Here is a 14,608-nt window from a genome sequence, read left to right on the forward strand (position 1 = left end):
CACAGTCAGGGGGTGAAGCCCGGTGCTCGAACTGGCAATTCTCGGGCTGCTCCTCGAATCGCCCATGCACGGTTACGAGCTGCGCAAGCGGCTGACCGGCCTGCTCGGGGCGTTTCGGGCCTTCTCCTACGGATCGCTCTACCCGACGCTGCGCCGAATGCAGGCGGACGGGTTGATCGCCGAGGAGATCCCCGCCGGCGCGACGACACGCCGTGCGCGCCGGGTTTACCAACTGACTCCGGCCGGACGGGAGCGGTTCAACGAATTGCTCGCCGATACCGGACCGCAGAACTACACCGACGACGGCTTCGGCGTTCACCTCGCCTTCTTCAGCCGCACCCCCGCGGAGGCGCGGATGCGGATCCTGGAGGGCAGGCGGCGTCAGGTCGAGGAGCGCCGAGAGGGGCTCCGGGAGGCGATCAAGAAGGCCAGCGGGTCGTTGGATCGCTACACCCGGCAACTCCATCAACTCGGACTCGAATCAAGCGAGCGCGAAGTGCGCTGGCTCAACGAGTTGATTGCGGCGGAGCAATCGACGAAGGCGGCACCACAGAAAGAGGGAAATATCGGCCATGAGTGACGACAAAAAGGCTGACAACGCCACAGAAGTTCGCGTCGCCATCGTAGGTGTGGGCAACTGCGCCTCGTCGCTGGTCCAAGGCGTGCAGTACTACAAGGACGCGGACGAGTCCTCGACCGTTCCCGGGCTGATGCACGTGAAGTTCGGGCCGTACCACGTCCGCGACGTCAAGTTCGTCGCCGCGTTCGACGTGGACGCGAAGAAGGTCGGCTTCGACCTGGCCGAGGCGATCTTCGCCAGCGAGAACAACACGATCAAGATCTCCGACGTGCCGCCGAGCGACGTCGTCGTGCAGCGCGGCCCCACCCTGGACGGCATCGGCAAGTACTATGCGGAGACCATCGAGCTGTCCGAGGCTGACCCGGTCGACGTGGTGCGGGTGCTGAAGGACAACAACGTCGACGTGCTGGTGTCCTACCTGCCGGTGGGCTCGGAGGAAGCCGACAAGTTCTACGCGCAGTGCGCCATCGACGCCGGTGTCGCGTTCGTGAACGCCCTGCCGGTGTTCATCGCCTCCGACCCGGTTTGGGCGGAGAAGTTCACCAAAGCCGGTGTGCCGATCGTCGGTGACGACATCAAGAGCCAGGTCGGCGCGACCATCACCCACCGCGTGATGGCCAAGCTGTTCGAGGATCGCGGCGTGCAGCTCGACCGCACCATGCAGCTCAATGTCGGCGGCAACATGGACTTCAAGAACATGCTCGAGCGCGAGCGGCTGGAGTCCAAGAAGATCTCCAAGACCCAAGCCGTCACCAGCAACCTCAAGAAAGAGCTCGGCGCCAACGACGTGCACATCGGCCCGTCCGACCACGTCGGCTGGCTCGACGACCGCAAATGGGCCTACGTCCGCCTGGAGGGCCGCGCCTTCGGTGACGTGCCGCTGAACCTGGAGTACAAGCTCGAGGTGTGGGACTCGCCGAACTCGGCGGGCATCATCATCGACGCGGTGCGCGCGGCCAAGATCGCCAAGGACCGCGGCATCGGCGGACCGGTCATCCCGGCCTCGGCCTACCTCATGAAGTCCCCGCCCCAGCAGCTCGCCGACGACGTCGCGCGTACCCAGCTCGAAGCCTTCATCATCGGCGCAGAGTGACGTGAGTTCAACCGGCAAGGCCGTGCATCGGATTGCATGAGTCACCCCGCAAGGTGAGTCGTCGGCAATCGGTCGGTTTCGAGCGCAGCGAGACCGTGCATTGCCCGTTCGCGGCCCGGCTCGCTTCCGAGTGGCCGTCGCGCAAGCGACGAAGTCGCAAGCGGCGGTCGCTCGGAAGCGAGCCACAAGGGGGCCGCGAAGACGCAGCGCCGCAGGCGCTGCACGTCGAACACAGCTCTAGTCCAGCGAGACGTAGACCTCGACGGAGGCCGGGCCGGTGTAGCGCTCGACCTCGGCGGTGTGGGAGCGGGTGATGGTTCCCGCGTTCTCCGCCTTCGCGACCTGGGCCCATGCGGTGCGCAGCAGGTCGTAGGGCTTGTCGGCGACGACGAACTTGGCGTAGCGGCCAGGCGGGATGATGGTGAGCACGTCGCCCGGGTCCAAGTCCTCGATCCCGGCGAGTTCGTAGCCGAGCACGGCGACGGCATGGTCGTTCTGGCCGATATAGGCGGCCACCCGGGGCACGTTCTTCTCCCGCGCCAGATACCGGTCCCAGGTGAAGTTGACCAGGTCGAGGTCGCGCGCGGTGACCTCACGGCCGGCGAGCGGCACGGTGAGGCCCGCGACCATGCTCTGCTCCAATGTGACGATCTCGAAATCCACTGTCTGTTCCTACTCGTCGACCTGATCGTCCGCCAATGCCACGAAGACTTCCGCCGTGCGCGCATCGGGATAGTGCTCCCAGTCGCCGGTATAGGCGCGCACGAGGCGGCCCGAGGCCTCCGCGTCCCACACCGCGCGCCAAATGCTCACGATGGTGTCGCCGAGGTTGTCGCCGCTGGCGATGAACCGGGCGAACCGTCCGGCGGGCACCCGGGCGAGCACGTCACCGGGCAGGAGATCGGCCAGGCTATGACAGCGGTAGCCGACGATATGAGTCAGGTACGAATTGATCTCCGGCGCATGGTCGACGTACGCCGTGGTCGGCGGTCCGGGCAGCTTGCGAGCCAGGTTGCGCTTCCACGCCTCTTCGACTTTCGCGCGGCGCGGCCCCTCGACCGCGAGCGCGGGGCTGCGAAGCACCGTTCCCGCCACCAGCGTCTCGGGTTGGTCAACGACATTGAAATCCACCGGCGTAGCCCCTATGTCTCGTCTGTCTCCAATTGGCGTCGCTCCCGGTGCCCTTCGTGGTGACGCAGGCTACCGCCTCCGGGCCCGTCGCTCGCGCCGCGCTGTCGTCGCTCGAGCGCATATCCTTCCGCATCGTTTCCGCGGTTTCGGCGTCGGCCCGTTTCCGACGCACTCGCTGTTCGCTCTCACTCTGGCAAACGATGCTGCCATGTCATCCGTTCCGCCGGGCCACGGAAGGTCACAGCATCATCGCTATCCCGGAACCGGAATGCTCAGTCCCGGGAAAATCTCGACTTCCCTTGGCGGCTGCGTGGTGGGCGGGATGATGACGACGGGCTCGCGCTGCGGCGACTGCTGCGGCGGATTCAGGATGTCGTAGGCCCCGCCGGAGGGCTTGCTCTGGTTCGGCTGCGTTGGTGTACCGGGGAACTGCTCGATCGGGGTGCCGTCGAGCGCGTCGTCCATGACCTGTTTCCAGATGTCGGCGGGCAGACCGGAGCCATAGATGTCGGCGCCGCGCGCGGTACGGATCGGCTGCGACCGTTCGGTGCCGATCCATACCGCCGTGGACAGCGCGGGGGTGAAGCCGATCATCCACGCGTCCTTGTTCGCGTCGCTGTCGCCGAGCTGGGTGGTGCCGGTCTTGGCGGCCGAGGGACGGTTGTCCTTCAGCCCGTGCCCGTTGGAGTAGGCCGCGATCGGGGTCATCGCCTGAACGGTGTTCTGCGCGATCGCCGGGGAGATGCGCTGCTGGCCCGGCGGCATCTGCTTGCCGACCTGCTGGTCCGGGGCGCTGCCGCGATCGAGGAGCACCCGCCCGTCACCGGTCACCACCCGCTGCACGAAGTACGGCTGGTGGTAGACGCCCGAAGCGCCGATCGTGGCGTACGCCGAGGCCATGTCGATGGGCCGGACCAGATACTGGCCGAGAACGATGCCGTTCAGCGGTTTTCCACCGTCCTCGGACAGCGTCTTGCCCGCCACGCCGGGCATCTCCTCGGGAATGCCCGCCGCGTGCGCCGCGTCGGCGATGGACTGAGGCCCGTCGAACATCGACATGGTCAACCGGTAGAAGCTGGTGTTCAGCGAGCGCTTCAGCGCCTCGGCCATGGTGCACTTTCCGCAGGACTCGCCGTCCACGTTGGTGATCCGGGTGCGCCTGTCGGTCACCGGGGAACTGTCCAGCACCCGAGACAGCGGAATGCTCTGCTGCTGCGCGGCTATCACCGCGAAGACCTTGAATGCCGACCCGGTCTGCAATGGCGCCTGAGCGAAGTCGAAGCCGATGCCGTCGTGCCCACCGAAGTAGGCGCGCACCGCGCCGGAGCGTGGATCGATCGACACCAACGCCGCGCGAAGTTCCGGAGGCTGGCCATCGAGCCGATCATGTACCGCATCGAGCACCGCCTGCTGTGCCTTCGCGTCGATGGTGGTGGTGATCTGTAGTGCGCCGGTGTTCAATTCGCGTTCGCTGATGCCGGAGGCGCGCAGCTCGCGCACCACCTGGTTGCGAATCAAACCCTCCGGACCGCGGGTCACGTTGTCGTCGGGGATCTCGGAGAGGGGGATGATCGGCGGAAACATCGTCGCGTCGCGATCACCCGGCGCCAGCACTCCCATCTCGACCATGCCGTCGAGCACGTAACGCCAGCGTTCCTTCAGATCCGGCAGATGGGTTTCCGGGTCGAGGATCGACGGCGTCCGGATCAGCGCGGCCAGCACCGCACCCTCGGCGAGGGTCAGCTGGTTCACCTGCTTGTCGAAGTACGCCTCGGCCGCCGACGCTATCCCGTAGGCTCCGCGGCCGTAGTAGATGGTGTTGAGATAGGCGGCGAGGATATCGTCCTTGCTCCACTGCCGCGCCATCTTCGCCGCGATGACCAGCTCGCGCAGCTTGCGCGTGACCGTGCGCTCGGAGCCGAGGAAGGCGTTCTTCACGTACTGCTGGGTGATCGTTGAGCCGCCGCCCGCGTTGTCGCGCCCGAGCAGGTTGTCGCGGACGGCGCGGAGGAAGCCGGAGGTCGAGTAGCCGGGATTGGTGTAGAAGTTGCGATCTTCGGCCGACAGCACCGCGTCGCGTACCGGCCGCGGCACGTCCGACAACGGGACCGGCGTCCGATTGCCTTCGGGCGGAACGACCTTCGCGATCACGGTGCTGCCATCGGCGGCGAGGACGGTGGCGATCTGATTGCCCTGCATCGCCGTCGGGTCCGGTATCTCGGCGCTCCAGTACGCCAGGACGGATAGCAGCGCCGGCACCACGCCGAACAGGATGAACAGGGCGAGCAGGAGACGACGGACGCGTTCAGCCCTAGTGGGTGGCCGTGGATCCGGATCGTGCACCGGAGGTGGCGTGGGATGCCGCTGTTTTCCGCGAGCCGTGTTTCGCTCGTGTCTCGTCCGCGCGGTCCGGTTCAGCGCTTGGGTCCGCTCGTTCCGGCCCGCGCTCGAGGAAAACAGTGCGGGCCGGGGGTTCCTCTTGGCGCCGCGTGTGCGCCCTGGCGGTTTGCGGAACGAGCTCACGATCATCTCCTCCCGGAGTGTCGGACGAACCCACCTGCACGAACACGATCGGAAAAGAGTATTGAGGAACCGAGTTTACCGTGTCGCTTTACAGCGGCTTCCGCTTCCGTATGGCCGACTCATCCGCGACATATTGGTGGGCGTGTAGCCCGCACCGGCCGACGACGAACTGCCCGACGAGCGCCCAAGCGCAGCTCCGGCCCGTCGAGCTGCCAGACGTCGCTAACCCCAGCGCCGATTACCACGTGAGGCAACCATATCGGCGCTACCACGGGTTTCGAGCGCAGCGAGACCGAGCATGTGCCGCGAACACGCCGCGCCCGCGCGGCCGAAGACACAGCTCAGCTCTTCACGCCGCCCGCGGTGAGGCCGGAGATGATGCGGCGCTGGAAGAGCAGGACCATGATGACCAGCGGGATGGTGACGATGGTGCCCGCGGCCATGATCGCCGCGTACGGCTGCACCAAGGGGTTGTTGCCGGAGAAGCGGGCGATCGCGACGGTGACGGGCTCGGTTTTGTCGCTGGAAAGCAAACGGGCCAGGAGATATTCGTTGACCGCCGCGATGAACGCCAGGATCGCGGTGGTGAACACCGCGGGAGCGGCGAGCGGCAGCATGACCAGACGGAATGCCTGCATCTTGGTCGCGCCGTCGATTCGCGCCGCTTCCTCGAGCTCCCAGGGCAGTTCGGCGAAGAAGGACGCGAGGATGTAGACCGTCATCGGCAGCACGAACGAGATGTTCGGGATGACCATCGCCTGGTACTCGCCGATCCAGCCGAGGCTGGTGAACAGCTGGAACAGCGGAGTCACCAGCACCACGACGGGGAACATCGAGGCGCTCAGGATCAGTCCGGACACCACGTATTTGCCCCGGAAGGTCAGCCGCGCCAGCGCGTACGCGGCGAACACGCCGACCACCAGCGCGATCACCGTGGTGGCCGCGCCGATGACGACGCTGTTCACCAGCGCCTTGCCGAAGTCGTTGCCGCGGCTGGTGTCGAACGCGTTGCGGAAGTTCTCCAACGTGACGTGCGTCGGCCAAGGCGTGTTGTCGAAGGTGTAGTCGGGGTCGCGGAACGCGGTGACCGCCATCCAGTAGAACGGCGCCAGACCCCAGACCAGCACGATCAGGGCACCGAGGTACAACCGCACCGAACCGAGCCGCTTCGTCCATGGAACCGGCTGCGCGGCGGCTTGGTTCGCCTGCGCGGCGGGCTTGTTCGTCGTCTGCACGGACATCAGTGCGCCTCCGGTGTCGTGCTGGGCACGTGTCTCCTCCGGCCCTCGGTGCTCATGCGGGTCACCCGCACCCGGTCGGGCTGGAGGAAAGCTTCGCGATTGTGTCTCATCCGGCCCTCCGCTGCTCCTCCTGGGTGCGAACCGCGTTCGCGCCCAGGACCTTCACCAGCACGAACGCCACCGCGAAGATCAAAAGGAAGGTGATCGTAGACAACGCGGCCGCGCTGTTGGGTCCTTGCCGAACCTGCTCGACCACCAGGATCGACACCGTGCGGGTGGACGGGTTGCCCAGCGTCATGATCGCGGGCAGGTCGAACATGCGCAGCGCGTCCATGGTGCGGAACAGCACCGCGACCAGCAGGGCCGGTTTCAGCAGCGGGAGCGTGATCTGGGTGAACCGCTGCCAGGCCGACGCGCCGTCCACCCGCGCCGCCTCGTACACGTCGGCCGGGATCACTTGCAGACCGGCGAGCAGCAGCAGCGCCATGAACGGCGTGGTCTTCCAGACGTCGGCCGCGATCACCGCGAACCGTGCCGGCCACGCGTCGGAGGTCCACAGGATGTGCGTGCCGAGGACCCGGTTCACCACGCCGTCGTACTGGAACATGAACTCCCACAACCGTGCCGTGACGGCGGTCGGGATGGCCCACGGAATCAGCACCGCCGCGCGCAGCAGCGCCCTGCCGCGGAAGGTCTTCCCCATCACCATGGCCATGCCGAGGCCGAGTGTCAGCTCGAGCGTGACCGTCACTACCGTGAAGAACAGCGTGACGCCGATGGCCAGCCAGAATTGCGAGCCCAGGTTGCCGGTCGGGCAGGACACCATCTCGCCGGTCGCGACCTGACACTGCTGCAGCAGCCAATGCGTGTAGTTGGCGAACCCGGCACTGCCGCCTTCGACGAACATGCCGGTCGCCGGGTCGAGCCCGGAGTCCTTCTGGAAGGACATCCACAGTGCCCGGACCACCGGGTACCCGATGACGACCGCGAGCGCGAGCAGCACCGGCGTGACGAACAGCCAGGCTTTTCCGGAACGCCGCAGTTCCAGCGCTATCGTCGCGGCGATGCCGCGTCCGGCCGGAACGAAATCTTTCGGCGCGATAGTCGCCGCTCCCGAAGGATCCGACACCGTTTCTCTCTCCTGCGGGTTCGTCGGGTCCGTTGCGCTCACCGCTTACGATCCGGCGGTCTCGATGCCCTTCTGCATACCGGTGATCGCGTCATCGACGGACTTGGTTCCGTTCAACGCAGCATAGGCGTTGTCCTGGATGGCTTTGGACACCGCGGGATAGAACGGGGTCACCGGGCGCGGCACCGCGCTGGCGATCGAGTCCTTGAGCGCGGGCAGGTACGGCATCTTCGCGATCAGCGCCGGGTCGTCGTACATCGACGCGCGCACCGAGGGCAGCGCGCCGGAGGCGACGATGTGCTGCGCGTCCTCGCTGATCAGGAAGCGCAGGAAGTCCAGCGCGGTGGCCTTGTTCTTGGAGAACGCGCTGATCGCCGCGTTGTAGCCGCCGAGGGTGGAGGCGCCGACGCCGTTCTCGCCCGGCAGCGGAGCGACCGCGAATTTGTCCTTCACCGCGGAAGCCTCGCCGCCGACGTCACCGAAGGTGGACGGCCACGACCGCAGGAACAGCAGCTTGCCTTGCGCGAAGGCGTTGCTGGACTCCGGCTCCTTGAAGGTGATGGCTTCCTTCGGGATATCGCCGTTGTTGTACGAGTCGACCACTACCTTCAGTCCGGCGCGCGACTGCGGGCTGTTCACCGTGGGGGTCTTGCCGTCGGCGCCGACGAAACTGCCGCCGTAGGCGTTGATGACCTCGGCCGCGTTCACCGTCAGGCCCTCGTAGGGCGCGAACTGGCCCGCGTAGCAGCCGATGTTCTGCTCGCGCGCGATGTGGCACTGGGCCAGCATCTCGTTCCAGGTCTTGGGCGGGTTGGGCACCAGGTCCTTGCGGTAGAACAGCAGGCCGCCGTTGGTGTTGCGGGGCGCGGCGTAGAGGGTGTTGTTGTAGGTGGCGCTGGCCACCGGCGGGGACAGCAGCGCGCTGGTGTCGATGGCGAAGGAGTCCTTCAGCGGCTGGATCCAGCCCTTGGCGGCGAACTCGGCCGTCCACGGCACGTCCAGGGCGACCACGTCGTAGTTGGACTGCTTGGAGCGCATGTGCTCGACCAGGTCGTCGTACTGTTGCGAGGCGTCGTTCGACTGCTCTTTGAACGTCACCTGTTCATCGGGGTGCGTGGCGTTCCAGCGCTCGATCAGCTGCTTGACCGCGCCGGTCTCGGTGGTGTCCTTGCCCTCGACGTAGGTGATCGGGCCGCGTCCGGTGAGGTTCTGGCTGATCGGGCTGCCGCCGCTGTCGCTGGAGCAGGCGCTGGTGAACGTCGCGGTCAGCAGCGCGACCGACGCGGCCGCCACCGCGGCCCGCGGCGCGAGCGACCAACGTAGGGCCGACACCTTCTTCACAGCCATCGCAAACACTCCAGGATCGTTCGTGAGCGGCAGCACACCCTGCCGGTGCACAAGGCAAGATACATGGTGTCGATCCGGCACGCCGGAGAGTGGCGGGAACTCCTCGTTAGGCGGCTGCCTCGCCTTCGCTCGGCCCGGCGCATAAGCGGCTGCCTCGAGCCTTCGCTCGGCCCGGCGCATAAGCGGCTGCCTCGCCTTCGCTCGGCCCGGCGCATAAGCGGCTGCCTCGAGCCTTCGCTCGGCCCGGCGCAGGCTGCGGACGGACTTCGTCCGGCTGCGCCTTTTATGCTTGGGGCTGATGACTTCGCCGAACGCGGTTCCCGATCGGATGCTCACCCGCATCGGTGGACTGCTGCGCAAGGCCGAATCCACCGACAACGAGCACGAGGCCGAAGCGTTCCTCGCCGCGGCCCAGCGGCTGGCCACGAAGTCCTCCATCGACCTCGCGGTCGCGCGGGCGCACATCGCTGGGCGCGAGCGCAGGCCAACGCCGGTGCAGCGGATCATCCCGATCGGCGAACCGGGCAAGCGCGGATTGCGCACCTACGTCCAGTTGTTCGTCGCGATCGCCGCGGCCAACGACGTGCGCTGTGATGTAGTCAGGACTTCGACGCAGGTCTATGCCTACGGCTTCGACTCCGACATCGACACCTGTGCGGCGCTGTACGCCAGTCTGCTGGTGCAGATGGTGCGGGCCTCCGATCAGTACATCAAGTCGGGGGCCTACCGGTCGGCCACCATGGAGAAGATCGTCGTGGAGAAGCGCTGGGGACGCCAGGTTCGGCGCCGGGTGCAGGTGCCGGTCGCGGGCGTGACGGCACGGCTGAACTTCCAGATGGCTTTCGCGGCGCGGATCGGGCGGCGGTTGGCGGAGGTGAAGGCGGAAGTCGAAGCGGAGGTGTTGCCCGGCGACGCTGACGCGACCGGTACCGCCTTGGCTCTGCGCGACAAAGAGATCGAACTCACAGACTTCTACTCGCGGACATCGGAGGCGCGCGGCACCTGGCGCGGGCCGCAGGAGTCGACGGGGCATTCGGCGGCGGCGCGGGCGGCCGGGGATCGCGCGGGCAGAGCAGCACGGATCGGCACTTCACCCGAACTTCCCGCTGCCCGCGGGCAATTGACCTCGCCCGACGCGGGCGGACCGCCGTGAGCGGCGAGTGCCCTGCGGGAGCGGGCGAGCCGGGTCGCGTGCACGAGGCGGACGCGCTGGGGGAGAATCGCGTGTTCCTCGTCGGGCATGGTTCGGCACCGACCGTGGAGCAGCGTGGATGACCGTGCGCGACAGTCAGCGCGCCAAGGTGTACGACGCCGAACAGTTGGTGCGCGGGGTATTCGATCGAGCCGACGAACATGGCGCGCGAACCGTCGAGCTGTACGGCTCGCATCTCACCTTGCCGATCGAGCGCCGCTTCGCCTCGGTGGAGTCCGTGCAGAGCTACGCGGACAAGGTGCTGGCGCTCAACTGGGTTCGGGCGCGGTGGGAACGGGCCACCGCGCCGGTGCGTGTCCGTGCCCGCGGCGGAGTGTCCGCCGCGCATTACGAGGCTGCCGAGGCCGTCCTCGCGGTCCCGCTACACACCGGCGGTACCGCTTGGGCGCTGCGCGAACTGGTGATCCTGCACGAATTGGCGCATCACCTGGAATCTGCTCCCGCGTCCGTCGCCGCGCACGGCCCGGAATTCTGCGACCGGTATGTGGAACTCGTCGACGGCGTCGTCGGCCCTGAAGCGGCGTTACTCCTACGCGCCACCATGCTCGGCTGCGGTGTACGGCTCGGGTAGCTTCCGAGCTAGACCGTGGGGCTCTGCCGAACCAGGGCCGAGACGCGGGCGAGTCGCTCCTGCCACCAAACGGTGCGGTCGGGGTCGGGATGGCGGTGGCGTTCCACCAGTTCGGGGTCCGGTTGGGGTGGGGTGCGGAGAACCGGGAGGTAGCCGTCGACCGGGCGCAGCGAGCCCGGTGTCACGTCGCCGGTGAGCAGGCTCAACGTGCCGAGGCCGCAGGCGAAGTCGAGTTCCGGGAGCGCACCGGCCAGCGCCAGCTGGGCGGCGAGGCCGACGCTGGTCTCCAACGCGGAGGAGACCACGCAGGGCAGGCCCGCGGCCTCCGCCACTTGGATGGCCCGGCGGACGCCCCCGAGTGGGGTGCACTTGAGCACGGCGATATCGGCGGCCCCGGCGACCGCGACCCGCAACGGGTCCCCGGCGCGGCGGATGGATTCGTCGGCGGCGATGCGGACCTCGACGCGGCGGCGCACCGCGGCGAGCTCCTCGATGGTCCGGCACGGCTGTTCGACGTACTCCAGGCTGCCCGCGGCCTTATCGATCCGATCGATATGGCGCACGGCGGTGTCCACGTCCCAGACGGCGTTGGCGTCGACCCGGATGGCACCGTTGCGGCCGAGCGCGTCGCGCACCGCCTCGACCCTGGCCATATCCTCCGCGAGTGAGTCGGGATGGTCGGCGACCTTCACCTTGGCGGTGCGGCAGCCGGACCGGGCGACGATCGCGTGCGCCTGCTCCGGATCGACCGCGGGCACGATGCAATTGATCGGGATCCGGTCCCGCACCGGCTCGGGCCACCCGACCGTGACCTGCTCGACGGCCGTGGCCAGCCACGCGGCGGCCTCCTGGTCGTCGTATTCCGGGAACGGACAGAACTCGCCCCAGCCGAGTGGCCCGTGGATCAGCATCCCCTCCCGCACCGTGATGCCGCGGAATCGGGTCCGCATCGGAATGGCGTAGACGACGCTCTGCGTTGCGAAATCGCTCATTGCCGGTCAGCTTATTCGGCGTCGATGTCCGATCGAGGGATTGCGCAGGTGTACTCGAGTAGTTTCGCGGAGTCGGCGCGGAACGGAAACGGGGATCGTCGACCACATGACCGAGACAGGCTCCCAGCAGCCCTGGCCGTATCACTACGGGACCCCCTCGCCGCCCGCGGCCGGCAGGCAGCCCCTGCGGGCCTGGGACCTCACGCTCGCGGCTGTGTTGTATGTCGGCGCGGTAGCTCTCGGCTTGATCGCTGCCTATTTCACTGTCTTCTTCGCCTTCGCTACCGACCCGTGCTCGTACGGCACATGCCGCACCGAGTACCTCACATGGGCGTTCGCGGTGTCCTGGGGCGGCACGGCTCTCGCGCTGCTCGGCACGCTCGCCGTGTTGATCGTGGCCGTGATCAAGCGCTGGTACCTGTGGTTCTGGCCGGTGCTCGCGATGCTGCTGATCGTCGGCTCGTTCTGCGGCGGCCTCGCGCTGGCGGGGCAGGTCTATACCGGACGGTGAGACTCGAGATGCTTTGTGGCCGTGTGCCGGTCATGCTGAAGGTATGGCGCGGCATCTCCGGCGGCGGTTGACCGATTTCCTGCGCGTGGCGCTGGGTTCGGTAATCGTCCTCGGATTCGGTTGGCTGCTCGCCTCTTTCGTCCCGCTGTACGAAGTCCTCGCGCGTGACGGCCGGGACGGGCGCGGTGTCGGGTATCTGCCGTGGGCGCAGGTCATCGCCTGGACCGGCATCGCGGCATCGGTACTCGCCGCGCTCGTGTCGGTGCTGGAGAAGGTGCGCCATCGCAAACCGATCGCATGGACCCCGCTGATGGCGGTGCCGCTGATCCTCGAATCCTGGCTGGTCGGCTTCCTGATCGCGATGGTGCTCGTCTCGATATGAGCGCGGTACCCGCCCCTCGACGGGTACCGCGCGCTGGTTCACAACCGTTCGAGGATGGTCGCGTTCGCCAAACCGCCTGCCTCACACATGGTCTGCAAGCCGTAGCGGGCGCCGCGGTCCTGCATGGCGTGCACCAGGGTGGTCATCAGGCGCGCGCCGGACGCGCCGAGCGGATGCCCGATGGCGATGGCGCCGCCGTTGACGTTGACCTTGGCCAGATCCGCTCCGGTGTCGTGCGCCCAAGCCAGCACCACCGGCGAGAACGCCTCGTTGATCTCGATGAGATCGATGTCGGACAACCGCAGTCCCGCGCGCTGCAACACCTTTCCGGTCGCGGGGATCACGGCGGTCAGCATCAGTAGCGGATCGTCACCGGCCACGGCGAAGCTGTGCAGCCGGGCGAGCGGTTTCAGCCCGAGTTCCGCGGCGCGCTCGCTGGTCATGATCAATACCGCCGCGCTGCCGTCGCTCACCTGACTCGCGGAGGCAGCGGTGATCTCCCAGCCGATCTGTGGGAAGCGGGCGGCCATGGCCGGGTCGTAGTAGGCGGGACGGAGGGCGGCCAGCGTCTCCAGTGTGCTGCCCACCCGGATGCCCTCGTCGGTGGCGAGTCCGTTGATCGGCGCGAGTTCCCTGGCGAACAGCCCGTTCTTGGTGGCCAGGGCGGCCTTCTCGTGGCTGCCGAGCGCGAACTCGTCGAGCTGGGTGCGGGTCAGCCCCCATTTGGCCGCGATCAGCTCGGCGCTGATGCCTTGCGGCACCAGGTCGTCCGGGTACCGCTCGGCGAAACCGGCCCCGGAGATGTCTTCCGAGCCGACCAGGTTGGCGCCCATGGGCACTCGGCCCATCGACTCGACGCCCGCGGCCACGACGATGTCGTAGGCGCCGGCGATGACGCCCTGCGCGGCGAAGTGGATCGCCTGCTGGCTACTGCCGCACTGCCGATCGACTGTGGTCGCGGGGACGGATTCGGGATATCCGGCGGCCAGCGCGGCCCGCCGGGTCATGTTGGCGCCCTGCTCGCCGACCTGGGTGACGATGCCACCGATCACGTCGTCGATGAGCGCGGGATCGATGCCGCTGCGGTCCACCACCTCGCGCAGGCTGTGGGCCAGCAGGTCCACCGCGTTGACGTTGTGCAGTGCGCCGTTCGGCTTGCCTTTGCCGATCGGGGTGCGTACCGCTTCGACAATCACCGCGTCTCTCATGGTGCTTCCTTCCGGACCGAGAGCCGGGCCGCTATACCTGACTCTATTAACACATAGTCAGAATAGTCCTGGCAATAGTTGAGGCAAGTCAGGATCGGTATGATGTTCGTCATGGCAGCAGTGATGGAAGGACCGTTGGCGGATCTGAACTCGTGGAAGGCCGAGGAGTGCTCGATCGCGAAGGCGCTCGACATCGTCGGCACCCGCTCGGTGGTGCTCATCCTGCGCGAGGCGTATTACGGGACGCGCCGGTTCGACGGGTTCGCCAGCCGGGTCGGCATCACCGACGCGGCCGCCGCCACGCAGTTGCGCAAACTCACCGAGGCGGGCCTGCTGGCGAAACAGCCGTATCAAGAGGAGGGCAAGCGCACCCGGCACGAATACGTGCTCACGCCGATGGGGCGGGATCTGCTGCCCGCGGTGCTCGCGCTCATGCAGTGGGGGGACGCGTACCTACAGGCGGGTCCGGCTCCACTGCTGCTGGTCGAGGAGGCGACCGGTGCTCCGGTGCGGGTGCAGGTGCGCAGCGAGTCCGGCCGGGAGATCGAGCTCGAGGAGCTCGGCGTGCGGCTCAACCAGGAGTATGTCCGGCAGCGGCGGCAACGCGGGTCCGGCGGGGGAGTCCAGGAGGCGTGACAGCGGTCGAGACGCCGTGGCCGGTCCCGTCGACCGGATGACGTTCCGCGC

Annotated in this window: 15 protein-coding genes; 7 read left to right on the plus strand and 8 right to left on the minus strand. The window is 67.5% G+C overall.

Annotated elements, in window-relative coordinates:
- Positions 1 to 22: 22 nt before the first annotated feature.
- Positions 23 to 580 carry a PadR family transcriptional regulator gene (locus AB0M45_RS00190; RefSeq protein WP_364320755.1) on the plus strand — a complete coding sequence of 186 codons (558 nt, stop codon included), beginning with the start codon at positions 23 to 25 and terminating at the stop codon, positions 578 to 580.
- Positions 573 to 1,673 (plus strand): inositol-3-phosphate synthase, encoded by a 1,101-nt coding sequence (locus tag AB0M45_RS00195; RefSeq protein WP_364320758.1) that lies wholly within the window; start codon positions 573 to 575, stop codon positions 1,671 to 1,673. Before AB0M45_RS00190 ends, AB0M45_RS00195 begins: the two co-directional genes overlap by 8 nt.
- Before the next feature lie 237 nt (positions 1,674 to 1,910).
- Here the strand turns inward: AB0M45_RS00195 and AB0M45_RS00200 are convergent, their stop codons facing one another.
- The 6 genes from AB0M45_RS00200 to AB0M45_RS00225 all read right to left on the minus strand — a co-directional run bounded on the left by AB0M45_RS00200 (position 1,911) and on the right by AB0M45_RS00225 (position 9,044).
- On the minus strand, positions 1,911 to 2,336 hold the full coding sequence (locus tag AB0M45_RS00200) for a GyrI-like domain-containing protein (RefSeq protein ID WP_364320761.1): 426 nt from the start codon (positions 2,334 to 2,336) through the stop codon (positions 1,911 to 1,913).
- A 9-nt stretch (positions 2,337 to 2,345) separates the two neighbouring features.
- Complete coding sequence (locus AB0M45_RS00205) at positions 2,346 to 2,804, minus strand: GyrI-like domain-containing protein (protein ID WP_364320764.1); 459 nt, start codon at positions 2,802 to 2,804, stop codon at positions 2,346 to 2,348.
- 252 nt (positions 2,805 to 3,056) lie between these two features.
- Positions 3,057 to 5,333, minus strand: coding sequence for a transglycosylase domain-containing protein (locus tag AB0M45_RS00210; RefSeq protein WP_364320766.1), 2,277 nt, complete (start codon positions 5,331 to 5,333; stop codon positions 3,057 to 3,059).
- Positions 5,334 to 5,668: 335 nt separating this feature from the next.
- Positions 5,669 to 6,568: a carbohydrate ABC transporter permease gene (locus AB0M45_RS00215; protein WP_364320769.1), complete on the minus strand. Its 900-nt coding sequence runs from the start codon at positions 6,566 to 6,568 to the stop codon at positions 5,669 to 5,671.
- Between the two features lie 106 nt (positions 6,569 to 6,674).
- Complete coding sequence (locus tag AB0M45_RS00220; RefSeq protein ID WP_364321718.1) at positions 6,675 to 7,634, minus strand: sugar ABC transporter permease; 960 nt, start codon at positions 7,632 to 7,634, stop codon at positions 6,675 to 6,677.
- Between the two features lie 108 nt (positions 7,635 to 7,742).
- Positions 7,743 to 9,044 (minus strand): ABC transporter substrate-binding protein, encoded by a 1,302-nt coding sequence (locus AB0M45_RS00225; protein ID WP_364320772.1) that lies wholly within the window; start codon positions 9,042 to 9,044, stop codon positions 7,743 to 7,745.
- A 298-nt stretch (positions 9,045 to 9,342) separates the two neighbouring features.
- On the opposite strand from AB0M45_RS00225, the gene AB0M45_RS00230 reads away from it, so the two are divergent.
- Both AB0M45_RS00230 and AB0M45_RS00235 read left to right on the plus strand, forming a co-directional pair.
- The gene (locus AB0M45_RS00230) at positions 9,343 to 10,197 is read left to right on the plus strand and encodes a DUF2786 domain-containing protein (RefSeq protein WP_364320775.1); all 855 of its coding nucleotides are present in this window, start codon (positions 9,343 to 9,345) and stop codon (positions 10,195 to 10,197) included.
- Between the two features lie 118 nt (positions 10,198 to 10,315).
- Positions 10,316 to 10,828 (plus strand): TIGR04338 family metallohydrolase, encoded by a 513-nt coding sequence (locus AB0M45_RS00235; protein ID WP_364320778.1) that lies wholly within the window; start codon positions 10,316 to 10,318, stop codon positions 10,826 to 10,828.
- Positions 10,829 to 10,836: 8 nt separating this feature from the next.
- On the opposite strand, the gene AB0M45_RS00240 is transcribed toward AB0M45_RS00235, so the two are convergent.
- On the minus strand, positions 10,837 to 11,820 hold the full coding sequence (locus AB0M45_RS00240) for an o-succinylbenzoate synthase (protein WP_364320781.1): 984 nt from the start codon (positions 11,818 to 11,820) through the stop codon (positions 10,837 to 10,839).
- 106 nt (positions 11,821 to 11,926) lie between these two features.
- Between AB0M45_RS00240 and AB0M45_RS00245 the strand changes: the two genes are divergently transcribed.
- Both AB0M45_RS00245 and AB0M45_RS00250 read left to right on the plus strand, forming a co-directional pair.
- Positions 11,927 to 12,331 carry a hypothetical protein gene (locus AB0M45_RS00245; RefSeq protein WP_364320784.1) on the plus strand — a complete coding sequence of 135 codons (405 nt, stop codon included), beginning with the start codon at positions 11,927 to 11,929 and terminating at the stop codon, positions 12,329 to 12,331.
- Between the two features lie 43 nt (positions 12,332 to 12,374).
- Positions 12,375 to 12,713, plus strand: coding sequence for a hypothetical protein (locus AB0M45_RS00250; RefSeq protein WP_364320787.1), 339 nt, complete (start codon positions 12,375 to 12,377; stop codon positions 12,711 to 12,713).
- Positions 12,714 to 12,751: 38 nt separating this feature from the next.
- Here AB0M45_RS00250 and AB0M45_RS00255 read toward each other — a convergent pair whose 3' ends face one another.
- Positions 12,752 to 13,921: an acetyl-CoA C-acyltransferase gene (locus tag AB0M45_RS00255; RefSeq protein WP_364320790.1), complete on the minus strand. Its 1,170-nt coding sequence runs from the start codon at positions 13,919 to 13,921 to the stop codon at positions 12,752 to 12,754.
- A gap of 111 nt (positions 13,922 to 14,032) precedes the next feature.
- Here AB0M45_RS00255 and AB0M45_RS00260 point away from each other — a divergent pair, with 111 nt between their 5' ends.
- Entirely contained in the window at positions 14,033 to 14,557 is a 525-nt protein-coding gene (locus tag AB0M45_RS00260; RefSeq protein WP_364320793.1) for a helix-turn-helix domain-containing protein, read from the plus strand.
- The last annotated feature ends 51 nt before the right edge of the window (positions 14,558 to 14,608 follow it).

This window comes from Nocardia sp. NPDC051787, assembly GCF_040681325.1.
Classification (GTDB): Bacteria; Actinomycetota; Actinomycetes; order Mycobacteriales; family Mycobacteriaceae; genus Nocardia.

Bases quoted from the DNA above. Each gene is read 5' to 3' on its own strand.
- AB0M45_RS00225 (WP_364320772.1), bottom strand. From the start codon at position 9,044: ATGGCTGTGAAGAAGGTGTCGGCCCTACGTTGGTCGCTCGCGCCGCGG.
- AB0M45_RS00255 (WP_364320790.1), bottom strand. From the start codon at position 13,921: ATGAGAGACGCGGTGATTGTCGAAGCGGTACGCACCCCGATCGGCAAA.
- AB0M45_RS00210 (WP_364320766.1), bottom strand. From the start codon at position 5,333: ATGATCGTGAGCTCGTTCCGCAAACCGCCAGGGCGCACACGCGGCGCC.
- AB0M45_RS00235 (WP_364320778.1), top strand. From the start codon at position 10,316: ATGACCGTGCGCGACAGTCAGCGCGCCAAGGTGTACGACGCCGAACAG.
- AB0M45_RS00250 (WP_364320787.1), top strand. From the start codon at position 12,375: ATGGCGCGGCATCTCCGGCGGCGGTTGACCGATTTCCTGCGCGTGGCG.
- AB0M45_RS00240 (WP_364320781.1), bottom strand. From the start codon at position 11,820: ATGAGCGATTTCGCAACGCAGAGCGTCGTCTACGCCATTCCGATGCGG.
- AB0M45_RS00215 (WP_364320769.1), bottom strand. From the start codon at position 6,568: ATGTCCGTGCAGACGACGAACAAGCCCGCCGCGCAGGCGAACCAAGCC.
- AB0M45_RS00245 (WP_364320784.1), top strand. From the start codon at position 11,927: ATGACCGAGACAGGCTCCCAGCAGCCCTGGCCGTATCACTACGGGACC.
- AB0M45_RS00260 (WP_364320793.1), top strand. From the start codon at position 14,033: ATGGCAGCAGTGATGGAAGGACCGTTGGCGGATCTGAACTCGTGGAAG.
- AB0M45_RS00195 (WP_364320758.1), top strand. From the start codon at position 573: ATGAGTGACGACAAAAAGGCTGACAACGCCACAGAAGTTCGCGTCGCC.
- AB0M45_RS00230 (WP_364320775.1), top strand. From the start codon at position 9,343: ATGACTTCGCCGAACGCGGTTCCCGATCGGATGCTCACCCGCATCGGT.